Here is a 15,498-nt window from a genome sequence, read left to right on the forward strand (position 1 = left end):
AGTCAGGGGATTTCAGTACGCACCTTCGTTGGCGAACACCGCTCTGACGGTGCGCCAGAGAATGATGCAGTCCTGCATGATCGACCAGTTCTCGACGTAGGAGAGGTCCAGTCGGACCGACTCCTCCCACGAGAGGTCGGAGCGGCCGGAGACCTGCCACAGGCCGGTGATTCCGGGCTTGACGAGCATTCGGCGCGCCACCCGACCGTCGTATCGGGCGACTTCCTCCGGGAGTGGCGGTCGCGGACCGACGAGACTCATGGACCCGTTCAGGACGTTGAACAACTGCGGCAGCTCGTCGAGGCTGTAGCGGCGGATGAACCTTCCGACCCGGGTGACCCGCGGGTCACTACGCATCTTGAACAGAACACCCGCGCCCTCGTTCTGGTCGACCAGGTCGTCTTTCAGAGACGCTGCGTCCTGGACCATCGAGCGGAATTTCCACATCATGAAAGGCCTGTTCGCAACGCCGACCCGTGTCGCTTTGTAGAACACCGGCCCGTCCGAGTCGAGCTTCACCGCAATTGCCACGACGAGCAGGACCGGCGCGACCGCGATCAACGCGGTGGTCGCAACGACTTTGTCCAGAAGTAGCTTTCGGAAACGGTTGGCGCCTTCGTACCGCGGTTTGTCGATATGTAGAAGCGGAAGGCCGGCGACGGGGCGAACGAGCATACGTGGACCGGCAACGTCGGTCACGCCAGGTGCTACGAGCATCTCGACGTATGCGTCTTGGAGTTCCCAGGACAGATCCTGCATCGCCTGATGGCCGATTGCCTCGGCAGAGGTGACCGCGATCGTCGTTGCACCAGAGGCATAGACCGAGCGGGTCACGTCGCCGAAGTCTCCGAAGACCGGAATCTCCTTGGAGCCGATCGTCACGTGCGACTTGCGCGGCGCCTCGCACGGGGGCAGACAAACACCCACCACCTCGAACCCCAGGGTGGGGTCCTCGGCAAGGCGTTCGATCAGCGGCTTTGCCGATCGTTCGGTTCCTAGTACAAGGAGACGGTCCAGGTGAGTCCCGCGTAGACGCTGGGCACCCAGACGTTGACGCCACCACCACCGGGACACCAGGAGAGCGAAGGTACCGAGAGGGAATGCGATTCCCAGGAACCCCCGGGCCATGTCGAGTTTCAACAGGAGATCGACTATCGCGAGGGTGCCGAACACGCCGAGGCAGGTCGTAGCGATCCGGCTGTACTCCTCGGAGCTCGACCCCACGATCCGTCGATCCAGTGTGCCGCCGACTCGCAGTGCCGTGAGCCACGCCGCGACGAGACATGCGCAGATGACTATCGAGGAAACCCCGAACTGCCCCGACCCCGGTGTCAGGCTCCCGGGGCCGAATCGCAGGACCTGCGCAAATGCGACCGCACCGATGACCAGCACAGCATCCGACCAGGCCAGACGCCGTACATATCGCAGGGTCCACGACCTCGCACTATCTTCGCGCCCCGCGAGCGGATACAGCTGCCGACGCCGCGAGCCAGTTCGTGCAGCAGACCTTTCCTCTATCTGACGACCGGTACTCACCCGGGCCGCCCCTTGCCAATCCCCCGCCCCCCGACCATCTGAATGGTCATTGCAGGACGTCCTTCCAGACCTCACGTCACATCCGCAGATGCGGATTGGATTCTTGCGGAACCTTTTTGGATCTGGCGTCTCAAACCCGTGATATCCGCTATCAGGATTGGTTTCGAGACCCCAGAACTCTCGACCATCCGTCGTTGGATGATCCGACAGTAATGCAGGGCAGGAGCCTTAGCAACAGAAACGATCGCTAATGAGAATTCTGCGGATCGCTAATACGGGATGAACCGACAATTTACATCCTCAGCCGCCAGGACAGGCGCCTGATCGTGACTTGTTGGCCCACAACATATCTCATCCTTATGACCTGAAGCATCACCACGCCTGCCGCCGCGGAGCATACAACCACGCAAAACAATCGACATCTAACGGTCATCATTAAGCGGGCTTTCAGTCCCCAAAAGGCCAGCAAGGAACCTCCGATACTTGTCGCAATTTTGAGTAGCAGTTCGCAAGCTGACGAGGCCTGCTCCAACGCGGTAAGGTTCGCTGCATGCTTTTGGACCGACTCACCCAGCACGGTCAGGGCAAAGCCGCCAGCTCCCGCCAACGTGGATCACTTCGAATCGAGCCCGGAACTCGTCTCTCACTCGCCCGTCATAGGCCCGACGAAGTCACACGCTGTTGAGCACGACAAACGGACGGGAAGATCCGCAGCTGACAACGTTGAGCAACAGGACTGTACGCCGCGGTGCCTGGCGCCGTCGCCTACTTGTCGTAGGGATGGTGGTCGTACTGACAGTCGGCACATTCTTCGGTGGCGGCTATCAGCTGTTCTACCGGGACCACCAAGATCCGCTGCAGCAGGTGGACGCCATCGTGGTCCTCGGGGGCGACGACGACGGCCGCGAGCAATACGGACTCGAACTCGCGCGAGCCGGCTACGCCGACACGCTAGTGGTCTCCAATCCCTACCCGTTTCACAAAGGCTCCGACCCCGTCCGTCGGGCAAACATGCGGGCCCTGTGCAACGCGAGTACGGCCGAGCTCAAGGTCGTCTGCTTCGAACCCGCGCCGGCGACGACCAAGGGTGAGGCCATGTTTGTTAGCCGCCTAGCCGCCAGTCGCGGCTGGAGATCAGTCATGGTGATCAGCTGGCGCCACCATCTGGTCCGCGCGCGGTACATCTTCGGGCAGTGCTATTCGGGAGAAGTCGCGATGAAGAGCGTGCCTCGGTCGTACCAAAGACCCATCTCCGGATGGGCCCACCTGTTCGCTTATCAGTACGGGGCACTCCTTAAAGCGGCGTTAGTGGGATGCAGGCGCTGACTGGCACGACCTGCGCCACCAGGGGTTTGGTTCCGAGGCGACAGCAACCGTGAGGGGGACCCATTCGATGGTCCAGTCGCTATGCGGCTTGAGGTTGGTGGGTCGTGGTCCACTGTAGGGCGAACTCGGCGGGGGTGAGTCCGTGGTGGGCCGAATGGGGTCGGTTGGCGTTGTAGTCGATCCTCCAGTCTTCGATGATGACCCGGGCTTCGCGCAGGGAGTCAAAGCGCCAGGAGTTGAGCAGCTCCTCGCGCAGGCGGCCGTTGAACGATTCGATCCAGGCGTTCTGCCACGGGGAGCCGGGGTCGATGAATAGTGATCCGGTGCCGTTGAATCGGCACCAGTCGTTGATGGCGTGAGCGACGAATTCCGGTCCGTTGTCGAACCGCACGTAGCACGGTGGACCATGTATCAGGGCCAGGCGGTCGAGAACGTCAACCACGCCATCGGCGTTGATGACGCGGTCGACGTGGATCGCCAGGGCTTCGCGGGTGAACTCGTCGATCACGTTGAGCATTTTGATGGTTCGGCCGTCGGCGGTGGTGTCGAATTGGAAGTCCATCGCCCAGATCACGTTCGGCCGGATTGGGCACATCGCCCCAACCGCGGTCCCGATTCCGGTGAGCCGTTTCTTCCTGCGGCGCTGGGGAACTCGCAGCCCCTCCTCGCGCCACAGGCGGCGGATGCGTTTGTTGTTGACCGTGAAGCCCGCTTTGCGCGCGGCGATCGCGGCGCGTCGCCAGCCCCAGCGGGGCCGGTCGGTGGAAAACCCACGTAGCCAGGACCGCAGCTCGGCTTCCTCCGCGGTGATCGGCGCTGGGTGCAGTCGCATCGTGGAGCGGTGGATGCCCACCACAGCACATGCTCGCCGCTCAGATACCCCGAACCGCTCACGCAGCATCGTCACGGCGCTGCGCTTGCGGTTCGGGGTCAGAAGTTTCCCGACGAAATCTCCTTGAGCATGTCGATATCGAGGGCCTGGTTGGCGACCAACTTCTTGAGCCGAGCGTTCTCAGCTTCGAGTTCTTTGAGGCGTTTGACGTCATTGGCCTTCATGCCCCCGTACTGGGCCACCCAGCGATGCCAGGTCGACTCTGTGACCTCCAGATGCCGGCACACCTCAGCCAACTCCTGCCCGGTCCCGAGGAGCTTGTTGCCCTCGGCCAGCTTGCGGATGATCTGATCCGGCGTATGCCGCCGGCGCTTGCTACCTGCCATGTCGTCGTCGATTCTTCCTGCCCAAACACTCGGGCAACAGAGTCGCACAACAACTGGACCACTACGAAGGGCCCACCTCAACCGATCCAACCCGCCGGCGGTGGTAGTTGCCGTAGCCCGCGATCGGTCCGGGAAGAATGGCGCCCCGACGGGATTGCCTGGCGCCAGGGATTCATTGACGATGAGGAACTTCGAGCGCGAGCTACGATGCTCCCGAAGTCTGGATATGGTAACTCCCTGGTCGAGATTCTCTCGCGTGGGCGCACGTTCGAGCTCCGCAGCCAAAGAAATGTCCTCTAATTCTGGGGCACCAGCGTTCCAGGGATACTAGGCAGATGCTCACGCATCCGCTCGAACCCCTCCATCCGTCGGTGTTCCACGCGTTGGTGCTGCTGAACCTGCTGTTTGTTACCGGAGCGTGGGCCCTGGCGCGTCCGTCGTACCGGGCCGCCGCTGTTCTGACATCTCTATCCGTAGCGTGGCTGTTCGGGAACGGACCGATCGAGGGACGAGTGCTAGTCTCGGTCAACATCAACCACGGCTTCACCGAATCGGACATTTTGTCGATCATCGGAGTCGTACTTGCCGCAATCACTTTCGCGCGGACCCTTGAACGGCGACGGCACGAGGAGTAGGTGGTGGGACTGGGATCTGATCCGTCCGTCGCCAAGCCCCTTTCACGGCTCGATGACGCTCGCCCACCTCGGGGAGCGACATTGGCGCTCGCTATCACTTCTCGCATCTCAGGGAGCGAGGGACGCGGTTTCACTACGGCTGATCACTGCACTCCTCGCCTACTCAAACAGGCTTCACCGGGCGTTGTCCTCGAACCTGTGCTGTAAACTGCGTGCTCGGCGATTCGACCGGCGCCGCCCGCGACGGTTGGGCACCCAAGGTCGGCAGCGCGATCAGTCAGACACTGCAGCGGCCGATGGCGACCAAGTTCTGGAACACCACGACCAATGATTACGGCGCAATGGTCGGACTCGGCGACGGCCCGAACGGACCGATCGGATTCTGGAATGGCAGCGCTCCCGGAAAAGACGCGAATTACGCGCTGGACAATCTCGACAAGATGATTCCTGCGGATGTCACACCGGATTTAATCATGCTTAATTTCGGACATACGCAGGATGCCGAGACCCCGCTCGCCGAACAGCTTCAGCCGCTCATCGCACAGCTCCGCAAGGAATACCCGAACGCCGACCTGGTCGCGATCAAGCAGAGCCCGGCACAGGGCAAGAACACCGGTGAGCGGACCGCCGGGTTCGCGTCGGCCATGGACGTCGAGGGCATCCAGGTCGTCGACGTCTACTCCGCCTTCCCCACCGACGCCGCCTCGCTGGCGCCGTTGCTGAAGGACACCGTCAACCCGAGCGCTGCCGGGCAGCAGATCTGGGCGACGACCGTTCTCAAGGCATTTGAGGTGCAGGCGTAGGGGTTTCAGCCCCGCGGTTTCGACACAGCTTTGCCCACTCGGCCGGCAGAAGAGTCTGCTGGCCGAGTTCCGTTGAGGTGCTGACCGACGATGATGGCGTAGACGCGGCGAATCCTCCTCGGTCGAGAGACTTTCACGTACCAGAGACCGACCGCGACATTGAAGATGAGCAGCACCAATGCACCTTGCTCCCTGGGTGCAGTTCCTTCTCTCGCCGATACGCACCGTCTCGACCATCCTCGCAGTGAAGCCTGCGACATAGAGAACAAGGCTTCCACCGAAGAAGACCGCGGCCGACGAACCGCCAACCAACTCGCCGACTCGAATATTCGATTGCGGCGTCGGCCGCCAGGGTTCACCATCGAATGCGTCCGAGCGGGCCGTAGGTCCGTGCAACACTGCGAGCCTGGAGTCTTTCGTGCCAACCGATACCGCCCTTCTGGCCGAGTACGGTTGGTCCGCGCAGATTGCAGAGCAGTTCGCGCAGAGCGAGTTCCACGGTTATCCGGGCCGAATCGTGCGAGTGCGTCGCGGGTACAGCGACGCCATCACCTCTACAGGTCCCCTGACCGTGCGGACGAAGGGTCACCACGTCTGCACCGGCGATTGGGTGGTTGTCAGTGAGCCCGCAGCCGGCGGCGACACGATCGGCGCGGTCCGCGAAGTGCTGACTCGGACCGGCGCGATTCGACGCGCCGACGCATCTGGGCGTTCGGAGGAGCAGGTCCTCGCAGCCAATGTGGACACCGTCGTGGTGACGGTCGCGGCAGACACTCTCGATGATGGCCGCGTCGAACGTCTGCTCGCCCTCGCCTGGGACAGCGGGGCGCAGCCGGTCGTCGCGCTCACGAAGGTCGACGTCGCGACCGAACCGGCACTCGATCGGGTCACCGCCCTCGCGATCGGAGCGAGCGTCGTCGAGGTGTGTGCGCCGGAGGGAACCGGGTTGAGTGAGTTACGCAACCAGATCTCTGGGACCGCCGTACTCGTCGGAGCTTCGGGCGCCGGCAAGTCGACGCTTGTCAATGCACTGCGCGGCCGTGATGTTCAGGCAACCGCACCCGTTCGGGAGGGCGACGGCAAAGGCAGGCACACCACCACCGATCGCGAGATGTTCCCGCTCGGAGGTGGCGCGACCCTCATCGACACACCGGGATTGCGTGGTGTCGGCATGTGGGACGCCGATGCGGGTATCGCCGCCGCGTTCCCCGAGATCGACGAACTCACGCAGTACTGCCGGTTCACGGACTGCGTACACGACACCGAGCCGGGATGCGCTGTCCGGGCAGCCGTCGACAGAGAGGAGCTCGACGCGCGACGCGTGGAGAGTTACCGAAAGCTGCAGCGCGAGAACGAGTGGGTGGCGGCCCGCACTGACGCACGGTTGCGGCGCGAGAAGACCCGGGAGGTCAAGGTCATCAGCCGTGCGCTCCGCGCGTACTACCGGGATCGGTGAGTGCGGCTCCTGCCCCGGCTTCTCAAGTTCTACAAATTCTCTACTGCGCACAGACCACTTTTGCGGCGATTCTGTTACTTGTGCGATTTCTGTTCACTGGTGTTTCAGTATTTCTTTCACGCCCGTGAAATACATTGTGAGCAGCGGACACTCGCGGAAAGAAGCTGTGGAGTTTCCGTGCATTCGAACATCTGTTCGGGTACAAAGGAGTCATGACACCGCTCGAGACCCTCCTCGACCAGCTCGCGGGAATCACTCCGCCCACGGACGATCCCACTGGTCGCACGACATTTTCCCAGCTGGAGTTCTGGCGAATGGTCCGCAACCTGGCCGATCACCAACTCTCCACGCATGCAGCACATCTCGACGATGTGCGCGTTGCGGAGAAAGCTGGTTCGACAACCAAGAAGCTGCTGATCGAGATGGGATTCGCACCTGCGGTATCGACACGCACCACCCGTGTTGCCGACTCCCTCGGCACCTTGAGCAAGGTCGAGGCCTGCGCGGCCGACGGACGCCTCTCCGGAGAGATTGTCGACGCCATCGTCCGGGGAATGGCCACCATCAAGAAGCGGTCGGCTACAACGCTTTCCGACGACGACCGCACGATCTACGAAACCGAACTCCTCACCCAAGCCCTCTCCGGTGCCACACCTACCGAGATCCAGAAGCACGCCCAGACGATCGGGAACACCATCGCCGACGAGGAGGGCGGCATCCCCGCGTGTGACGACCGAACCCTGGACACGCTGTCGCACCACACAACCGACGACAGTCGCGTCGAGATCCACGCCAACCTGACACAGACCGTGGGCGAGAAGTTCATCTCCATGATCGACGAACGCTCCATGCCGCGCCCCGAACCCGACGGCTCACCCGACCGACGATCAGCAGCCCAGATCCGTGCCGACGCATTCGAGGTCCTGCTCGACCAAGCCGCCGTCGGTGCGGCGATGGACACCATCGGTACACCGAGAACCCAGACGCTACTGACCATCCCCGCCGACGCCGGCAACCCCGCCTTCCTGCCCTGGACCGGGTCGGCCACGCAGTCCACCGCGAAACGGCTGTCGTGTGACGGAACCCTGACCGAGATCATCATCGACGGCGAAACCGTCCCACTACAGATGGGCCGCGAACGACGACTCTTCCCAGCACACCTGCGCAAAGCGATCATCATCAGGGATGAGACGTGTATCAAATGCGGTGCGCCACCGTCACATACGCAGGTCCATCACATATTGCACTGGTCCGACGACGGTGACACCGACCTCGACAACGGCTGTCTGCTCTGCCAACGCTGTCACACCCAGGTCCACCACAACGGGTGGGACATCATGATGGGCTTCGACCGTCACCCGTGGCTGATCCCGCCGGCTGACATCGACCCGCGCCGTCGTCCGCTGCCTGCCTACAACCGCCGCACCATGCGACTCGACGACGCCGCCTGACACACGAACTTTGCGCAGCACCTTCCGCACCCGGCGATCCGCCGGGACCGCATCCGTTCTTTGACAAGTCCATAGTGTGAAGCCGTCGGCTGGCTTCGATACGGCTCGTGCAAGCTCCTCGTTTACTCAACCAACAGAGGGGGCTGCCCCGAGGCGCCAGCCGACGAGCGTCTCCCTTCGCCGGCCGAGTAGGCCTGAGGCGCTGGCCGAGGGGCGTATCGAGGTCACCCCGCCGGCGGAACCTTCACCGCTGCATGCGAACTCACCGTGTTGAGAGCTTCGGTGAACGGTGGGATGAAGTGCCGGGCGCCGAGGACGCAGCAGGCGTGGCCACCGTCGACCTCGAAGCGCTGCGAACCGGGAATGCCATCGAGTAACAGTTGCTGGCGTTCGGGTTCGACGACGCGGTCGCGGGTGGACACAACAACGGCGGTCGGGACGTCGATCTCGTGGAGCCAGCTGCGGGAGTCGAACTGCCCCAGGCCGCTGCCGAACTCACCGAGGTGCGAGAGCGGCGTCGAGAAGAACTGACGCAGTGCCCAGATGGACGTGTGCGATGTCGTCTTGTTGAGGCTCTTCTCGGAGACGCGCGGGAGAAGTCGGTAGAGCGGTGTCAGGATGCGGCCGGTCCGTTCCGACGACTTCCGATGCTTGGGGTCGTTGGTGCTGAAGAACGGGCCGGTCGAGCAGAGCACGAGGCCCGACACCCGTTCGGGGTGTCGACGCCACGTCAGCTGGGCGATGCCGCCGCCCATCGAGAATCCGGCGGCGACGAACCTGTCGATGCCGAGGACGTCCGCGACGGCGACCACGTCGTCGGCGCAGTCACGGAGGTCGAAGGTGTCGGACTCGATGCCGCGGCCGTGCCAGCGGGCGTCGAGGGTGATCACCCGGTAGCGGTCGTTGATCGCGGGGATCGTCGGATACCAGCACAGCAGGCCGGTGGTCAGCACCGAGTGGAGCAGGAAGACTGCCGGGGCGTCGCGGGGTCCCGAATCGGTGACGAAGGCGCGTCCGCGACCGGGCAGGTCGAGCATCTGACCTTGGGGGATGTCCGACGCGGGGTGGGGCGAGAAGACGTGGCGGACTGCTCTGGCGGTGCCGTTGAGAAACGCGGGGATCACCCAGATAACGCTACGTGAGATGCTGGTCACATGATCGACATCGCCCGTCCGAAAATCGAGGGGTCGATCGCCGTGGCCGACGGTGATCGTCGAATCGGGTTCGCCGAATACGGATCTGCTACCGGACGGGCCATCATCTGGCTTCACGGGACGCCCGGAGCTCGCCGACAGATCCCCGTCGAAGCCCGGGGATTCGCCGCTGAGCGGGAAGTTCGGCTGATCGGATTGGACCGGCCGGGCGTGGGGTCGTCGACGCCGCACCGGTACGAGAACATCGCCGCCTTCGCCCCCGACCTCGAGGACGTCCTGGAGGCGCTCGGCATCGACGAGTTCGCCATCGTCGGCCTCTCCGGCGGTGGGCCGTACGCGCTCGGGGTGGCGCACGCGATGCCCGACCGGGTGGTCGCCGCGGGCATCCTCGGCGGTGTCGCCCCGACCGTCGGCCCCGACCGCATCCCCGGCGGAGCGATGAAGCTCGGCTCGTTCGTGGCGCCGGCGGTCAACGTCGCGGGGTCGCAGATCGGGCAGGTGCTGAGCACCGCACTCCGCTTTGCGCGGCCGATCGCCGAGCCCGCCATCTCCGTCTACGGTCACTTCTCTCCCGCGGCCGACCGAGAACTGCTGGCGCGCCCCGAGTTCCGGGCCATGTTCCTCGACGACTTGCTCCACGGCGGGCGTCGCGCGATGGAGGCGCCGTTCGCCGACGTCGTCGTCTTCGCCAAGGACTGGGGTTTCCGCGTGTCCGACGTCCAGGTGCCCGTGCGCTGGTGGCACGGCGACCACGACCACATCATTCCGTACGCCCACGGCGAGCACATGGTGTCGCTGCTGCCCGACGCCAAGCTGTTCGAGCTGCCTGGCGAGAGTCACCTGAGCACCCTGCACATGGCGACCGACATCATCGACGAGTTGCTGGCGATCTGGGATCAGTCGCGGGCGTTGAAGTAGGGACCTGGTTTCGATACGGCTCGTCGCTGCGCTCCTCCCCTCCTCAACCAGCAACTCTGCTGGCCGAGTAGCCCCCGAGGCGATAGCCGAGGGGCGTATCGAGGTCACGGCGCGGTCGCCGACAGTCCAGCGGCTAGACCCAGCACGACGGCCATCAGTGCCAGCTCGACGGCGGCGTTGCGAATGGACGCGGTCTCGGTCTGGCGATGGCGTTCGACGGCCGGCACCCAGCGTCGCCGATGCCAGGCGGCGACACCCACCAGCGCGGCCAGCATCACGACCTTCGCCACCAAAATCCGGCCGTAGCCGGTCGTGACCAGCGCCGACAGGCCGTCAATCTCGGTCAGTGCGGCGACCACGCCGGTCACCGCGATCACCCCGACCGCCCACGGCGCCCGCCGCGAGAACACCGGCAGACTGCGCGCCCACCCGGACCGGCCGCGCACCGAGAGGACCATCGCGGCGAGTAGCCCGCACCACCAGGCGGCGGCCAGCGCATGGGCACCGACGAGGAACGGACCGAGCGCATTGTTGCCGGCGTGACCGGCGATCGCGGTGGCGAGCACGCCGATCGCCGCGAGCGCCCCGACCACCAGGACCGGAACATCGACGGCGGTCAGCAGGTCGAGCACCGCCCACGCCACGATGAGCAAGCCCGTGACCAGCGCGACCATCTCGGAGGCGCCAGCGGTCAGGACCTCACCGAAGTCGCCGGCGCTGACCTCGAGCACCTCTTTGCCGGACCGATCCGCGGTGCGCACCCAGGCGCTGATCAGCGTCGCCACCACCCAGACACCGGCGAACGCACCGATCCAGGTCGACGACGGTTCGGCGTCGACGGTCGGCAGCAGCCCGAGGCCGAGCACCACGACCGAGACGCCGAGCGCGAGGGTCGCGGGCAGTGCCACCGGATCCGGTCCGTCGGGACGGGCGAGCAACCAGCTCACCAGCAGCCCGGCGAACAGGACCGGCACACCGGCCACGACCCTCACGCGTCAGGTCCGTGTCTTGGGGCGGGTCAGCCAGAACACGATCCCGAGACCCACGACAAGAACCACTACAGCGCCGACGATGAAGTACCACACCGGGATTCCGTCGTCGGACTGATCGGCGGAGGCGTCGACGGGCGGACCCGGCTCACCGTTGCCGGCGACCGTGAGCTCGAAGCTGCGCTGCCCGCTGACGACGTGTCCGTCGGCAGAGGTGACCCGGTAGTTGATCGTGTACGTGCCGGTCGGACCCAGTTCCCGCACGCCGACGCTCACCTTGCTGCCGTCGACCTTCGGGTCACCGGACTGCCAGAAGTGGTCGTCGGGTCCTACGACGTTGAGCACCGCGTACGCGGACTGGATGGCCTCGTTGAACGTCAGCGTGACGGTCTGCGGACCTGCCGGCAGGCTCGCGCCGTCGTCGGGATCGGACGACACCAGTCGCGAATGCGCCGACGCCGCGGGCGCCGACCAGGTACCGACCAGCCCCAGGCACGCCAGCGCGGCCAGGATCAGGAGGAGGTGCCTACGCATTGCCACGTCCGTTGCGTCGGACCACCATCAGTGCCGCGACACCGAAGACGGTGCCCAGGGCGCCGACGACCAGTCCGATGCCACCCAGCCAGCGGGCTGCGGAGTCGGCCTGGGCGGTTTCCGTCGCCTGGGACTGCGGTGCCTCGGTGCTGGTCGCAGGGGCCGCGGCATGGTGTGCGCCGTGTCCGTCGCCGCCCGCGGCGAGGGTGATGGTCGGCGCGGGCTTCTCGGGTTCGGTGCCGTCGGCGGGGGTCGGCTGGTTCCAGTCCGCCTTCTCACCGTCGGCGTAGGTCTGCAGCGCCGGCAGCTCGACGGTCTCCTGCTCGGGGAACGGGCCACCGGAGAAGCTGAACTGACCGAACTGGCCGACGGGGATGCCGGGCGAACCGGGATCGGCGGTCCAGGTGATCTCGGTGACCAGATCGTCCTTCTTGGTGACGACCGACTTCCAGCCGCTCATCACCTCCGGGCGCGCCGACTTCAGACCGGGCAGGGTCACGCGCAGCGACGTCGTCGGAGCCGCGTCGGACTCGTTGGGGACGACCAGCGTGACGACGCCGTAGCCGCCCTGGGTGACGGACGGCGCGTTGGCGGTGACGTGCGCCGACGCGACGCCCGCCCCGGTCAGGGAGGAGACGCCGACGACGGCGGCAGCAGCGGCGGGCAGGACGAGGCGGCGGGCGATCGTGGCCCGCGACGAGACAAGCTTCTTCATCTGGATTCATTTCTCGAGAGTTCGGACGTGAGAGGCGTGGCGCGCACACGACGGCACCGAACCGTCGTGGGTTCGGTGTGGTGGCGCGGCGTCAGAGTCCGAGCGGAGGGCCGCGAACGCCGGTGCCGCCAACGGCAGGACCAGCGACAACAGCGGGCCGCGTCCAGAAGACCGGGGACGCGCCGGGCACGCGCAGAGCGACGGGTGGTGTCAGCGACGCGATGACCGACCCGATGACGGCGAGCAGCTGCGCACCGACGACGATCAGCACCGCGCTCAGCGGGATCGCGACGAGGTGCGTCAGCAACATCGGCAGCGCCGGGGCGTCGTGGGTGACGTGCGCGGCGTCGGCGGCCAGCGACCAGTGGCTCGCGATCTGCGCCGCGGTCAGGACACCGGCGGCCGACGTGGCAGCCGGGACCAGGCGTCGGCCCCGGGTCGCCGGCTGCAGGAGCATCGCCGCGACCACACCGATCGCGACGGTGAGCACCACGCCGCCCGAGCTGAGCGCCTGCCCGCCGGCGGCGCCGTGCGCGGCGACCGCGACGGAGGGCACCACACCGGCCGCGGCGACGCTGGTGAACGCGTCGGGCGTGCGGACGGTGCGGGACATGGCCCCCATCCTAAGGAGTGGGTCCGGGTCGAGCGGACTCGCCCAACCCGGCCAACTCCCGCGGACGCGGTGAAACAATCGAGGACATGTCGCATTCACCGGCTCCTGTCGAGGTACGCACGGTCGAGGTACGCGAGCTGTCCTCCCCCGACGAACTCGAAGAACTGATGCGGATCTTCGACGACGTCTGGCGGCCCGACCCGACGAGACGCCCGGTGGGCATCGACATGCTGCGGGCGCTGTCGCATTCGGGCAACTATGTTTCCGGCGCGTTCATCGGTGATCACCTGGCGGGTGGGAGCGTGGCGTTCCTGTCGGCGCCGGCCGGTGAGGCGCTGCACAGCCACATCACCGGGGTGTCCCGACGCGGCCGCGGCCACCATGTCGGATACCTGCTGAAGATGCACCAGCGGAAGTGGGCGCTGGCACGTGGACTGGCGACGATCACGTGGACCTTCGATCCGCTGGTCGCACGTAACGCGTATTTCAACATCACCAAGCTGGGAGCCGAGCCGGTCCACTACTACGAGGACTTCTACGGTGAACTCGGCGACGAGCTGGGTGGCGGCTCGGACTCCGATCGGGTGCTGATGTCGTGGGCGCTGCACGACGAGCTACCCGACAGCGTGGACGGCGTCGGGAGCGTGGAGGCGCTGATCGCCGACGGTGCGGTACCGGTGATCGACGATTACGACCGGTCGCGTCCGGTCGCCCATCACGAGCGGGTCGAGCCCGAAGCGACCGTGGTGGTGGCGTTGCCGCGGGACGTCGAAGCGATGCGGGTGAGTCATCCGCTCGATGCGGCGCGCTGGCGGATCGTGCTGCGGGATGCGATGTCGCCGTTACTCCTCGAGGGTGACACCCGACGGTCGGTGCGATTCCTGCGGTCGGGTCACTACGTGTTCGGTCCGGCGGGCTCGGGGGTGCGGTGAGCGTCGAATTGACTCCCGCCGAACTGACTCCCGCGGATTGGGGCCGGTACCCACACACTCTCGCCGACGTTCTGCCTGCCGCATCAGTTGCCCTGGGCGTTTCTCCCGACTCCGGTCTCGTTGTGCCGCCGGGTGATTCGGTGGTGGTGCTGCTGATCGACGGGCTCGGTGCGACGTTGTTGGAGGAGTACGCCGAGTTCGCGCCCACCCTGCGTGAGCTGACCGCGACCACCCTGCGTGCAGGATTCCCGGCGACGACGGCGACCAGCATCCTGAGTCTGACGGTCGGCGCGCCCTGCGGCGTGCACGGGATCATCGGCTACAGCTTCCGTCCCGACGACGACTGCCGGACACGCGGTTCGCGCCGGGTGTTGAACTCGCTGCGCTGGAGTCTCGACGACGCGCAGGGCCCGTCAGCCCTGGTCACCTATCCCCCGGCGTTGGTACGCACCCATCCCGGGAGTCTGGAAGCGCTTGCGGACGAGGGCGTTCGGGTGACATACGTGATGCCCGGCGAGTTCCGCGGGACCGGCCTGACCCTCGCGGCGTTCCGCGCGCCCGGCCAGTACGTCCCGGCAGTGACGCCCGACGGGGTGCGCGACGGCGTACTGACGGGGGTGCGTGGACACAGTCGCCATCGTCGGTTCGTCTACGCCTACTACAGCGAGCTGGACACGGCGGGCCACATCCACGGACCGGGGTCGGCGGCGTGGCTGGAGAAGCTCCGGCTCGTCGACCGACTGGTGGCCGAGCTCGCCGCGGAGTTGCCCTCTGGGACAACGCTGCTCGTCACCGGCGACCACGGCATGATCACCGCCGACCGCGCCATCGACATCGACACCGCGCCCGGACTTCTCGACGGTGTCGAGGCGGTCGCCGGCGAGGCGAGGGCACGGCACGTGTACGCGTCACCGGGTGCTGCCGAGGACGTGTTGAAGGCATGGTCGGGGTATCTGGGCGACGCCGCGCACGTCGTCTCACGGGAGCAGACCCTCGACGAGGGCTGGTTCGGTCCCGAGGTGACCGACGCGGTGGCGAATCGGATCGGGGACGTGGTCGTGGTGGCACGGGAGTCGGTCACGCTGACGCGGTCGAAGAACGAGACGATGGAATCGATGATGATCGGCCACCACGGCGCCTGGACGGCCGCGGAACAGCTTGTGCCGCTGCTGGTTGCGCAGGGGTAGAGGTTTCGATACGGCTCGTCGCAAGCTCCTC

14 protein-coding genes and 1 pseudogene are annotated in these 15,498 nt (G+C 65.8%); 8 read left to right on the plus strand and 7 right to left on the minus strand.

Translation table 11 applies throughout. The features are described from left to right. Window positions 1–12 precede the first annotated feature (12 nt). Window positions 13–1,536 carry a sugar transferase gene (locus OK17_RS21295; protein ID WP_461418677.1) on the minus strand — a complete coding sequence of 508 codons (1,524 nt, stop codon included), beginning with the start codon at window positions 1,534–1,536 and terminating at the stop codon, window positions 13–15. 780 nt (window positions 1,537–2,316) lie between these two features. Between OK17_RS21295 and OK17_RS21300 the strand changes: the two genes are divergently transcribed. After that, window positions 2,317–2,862 (plus strand): YdcF family protein, encoded by a 546-nt coding sequence (locus OK17_RS21300; RefSeq protein ID WP_232719513.1) that lies wholly within the window; start codon window positions 2,317–2,319, stop codon window positions 2,860–2,862. 79 nt (window positions 2,863–2,941) lie between these two features. On the opposite strand, the gene OK17_RS21305 is transcribed toward OK17_RS21300, so the two are convergent. Then, window positions 2,942–4,080, minus strand: a protein-coding gene (locus OK17_RS21305; RefSeq protein ID WP_461418678.1) for an IS3 family transposase whose coding sequence is annotated in 2 segments (ribosomal slippage) — window positions 2,942–3,810 and window positions 3,810–4,080 — 1,140 coding nt in all. Because the reading frame shifts where the segments join, the coding sequence is not laid out codon by codon here. Between the two features lie 335 nt (window positions 4,081–4,415). Here OK17_RS21305 and OK17_RS21310 point away from each other — a divergent pair. From OK17_RS21310 to OK17_RS21325, 4 genes are all read left to right on the plus strand, one after another. Beyond that, window positions 4,416–4,715 (plus strand): hypothetical protein, encoded by a 300-nt coding sequence (locus OK17_RS21310; protein WP_232715848.1) that lies wholly within the window; start codon window positions 4,416–4,418, stop codon window positions 4,713–4,715. 212 nt (window positions 4,716–4,927) lie between these two features. After that, complete coding sequence (locus OK17_RS21315; protein ID WP_232715847.1) at window positions 4,928–5,518, plus strand: SGNH/GDSL hydrolase family protein; 591 nt, start codon at window positions 4,928–4,930, stop codon at window positions 5,516–5,518. A gap of 418 nt (window positions 5,519–5,936) precedes the next feature. Further along, window positions 5,937–6,974 (plus strand): ribosome small subunit-dependent GTPase A, encoded by a 1,038-nt coding sequence (gene rsgA / locus OK17_RS21320; protein WP_232715846.1) that lies wholly within the window; start codon window positions 5,937–5,939, stop codon window positions 6,972–6,974. Between the two features lie 212 nt (window positions 6,975–7,186). Further along, entirely contained in the window at window positions 7,187–8,425 is a 1,239-nt protein-coding gene (locus OK17_RS21325; protein WP_461418679.1) for an HNH endonuclease, read from the plus strand. Window positions 8,426–8,838: 413 nt separating this feature from the next. Here OK17_RS21325 and OK17_RS21330 read toward each other — a convergent pair. Further along, window positions 8,839–9,462, minus strand: a pseudogene (locus OK17_RS21330) (alpha/beta fold hydrolase); the annotation flags it as partial. A gap of 117 nt (window positions 9,463–9,579) precedes the next feature. Between OK17_RS21330 and OK17_RS21335 the strand changes: the two are divergent. Further along, window positions 9,580–10,497: an alpha/beta fold hydrolase gene (locus OK17_RS21335; protein WP_461418680.1), complete on the plus strand. Its 918-nt coding sequence runs from the start codon at window positions 9,580–9,582 to the stop codon at window positions 10,495–10,497. Window positions 10,498–10,601: 104 nt separating this feature from the next. Here OK17_RS21335 and OK17_RS21340 read toward each other — a convergent pair whose 3' ends face one another. The 4 genes from OK17_RS21340 to OK17_RS21355 all read right to left on the minus strand — a co-directional run bounded on the left by OK17_RS21340 (window position 10,602) and on the right by OK17_RS21355 (window position 13,348). Beyond that, window positions 10,602–11,489, minus strand: coding sequence for a copper resistance D family protein (locus OK17_RS21340; RefSeq protein WP_461418681.1), 888 nt, complete (start codon window positions 11,487–11,489; stop codon window positions 10,602–10,604). A gap of 3 nt (window positions 11,490–11,492) precedes the next feature. Then, window positions 11,493–12,020 (minus strand): copper resistance CopC family protein, encoded by a 528-nt coding sequence (locus OK17_RS21345; protein ID WP_461418682.1) that lies wholly within the window; start codon window positions 12,018–12,020, stop codon window positions 11,493–11,495. Then, window positions 12,013–12,735, minus strand: coding sequence for a YcnI family copper-binding membrane protein (locus tag OK17_RS21350; protein ID WP_461418683.1), 723 nt, complete (start codon window positions 12,733–12,735; stop codon window positions 12,013–12,015). The genes OK17_RS21345 and OK17_RS21350 overlap by 8 nt, the downstream gene beginning before the upstream one ends. Before the next feature lie 91 nt (window positions 12,736–12,826). Continuing rightward, on the minus strand, window positions 12,827–13,348 hold the full coding sequence (locus OK17_RS21355; protein WP_461418684.1) for a YtxH domain-containing protein: 522 nt from the start codon (window positions 13,346–13,348) through the stop codon (window positions 12,827–12,829). A gap of 86 nt (window positions 13,349–13,434) precedes the next feature. Between OK17_RS21355 and OK17_RS21360 the strand changes: the two genes are divergently transcribed. Beyond that, the gene (locus OK17_RS21360) at window positions 13,435–14,280 is read left to right on the plus strand and encodes a GNAT family N-acetyltransferase (protein ID WP_461418685.1); all 846 of its coding nucleotides are present in this window, start codon (window positions 13,435–13,437) and stop codon (window positions 14,278–14,280) included. After that, window positions 14,277–15,467 (plus strand): alkaline phosphatase family protein, encoded by a 1,191-nt coding sequence (locus OK17_RS21365; protein ID WP_461418686.1) that lies wholly within the window; start codon window positions 14,277–14,279, stop codon window positions 15,465–15,467. The genes OK17_RS21360 and OK17_RS21365 overlap by 4 nt, the downstream gene beginning before the upstream one ends. The last annotated feature ends 31 nt before the right edge of the window (window positions 15,468–15,498 follow it).

It is taken from the genome of Gordonia sp. GN26 (genome assembly GCF_054823965.1).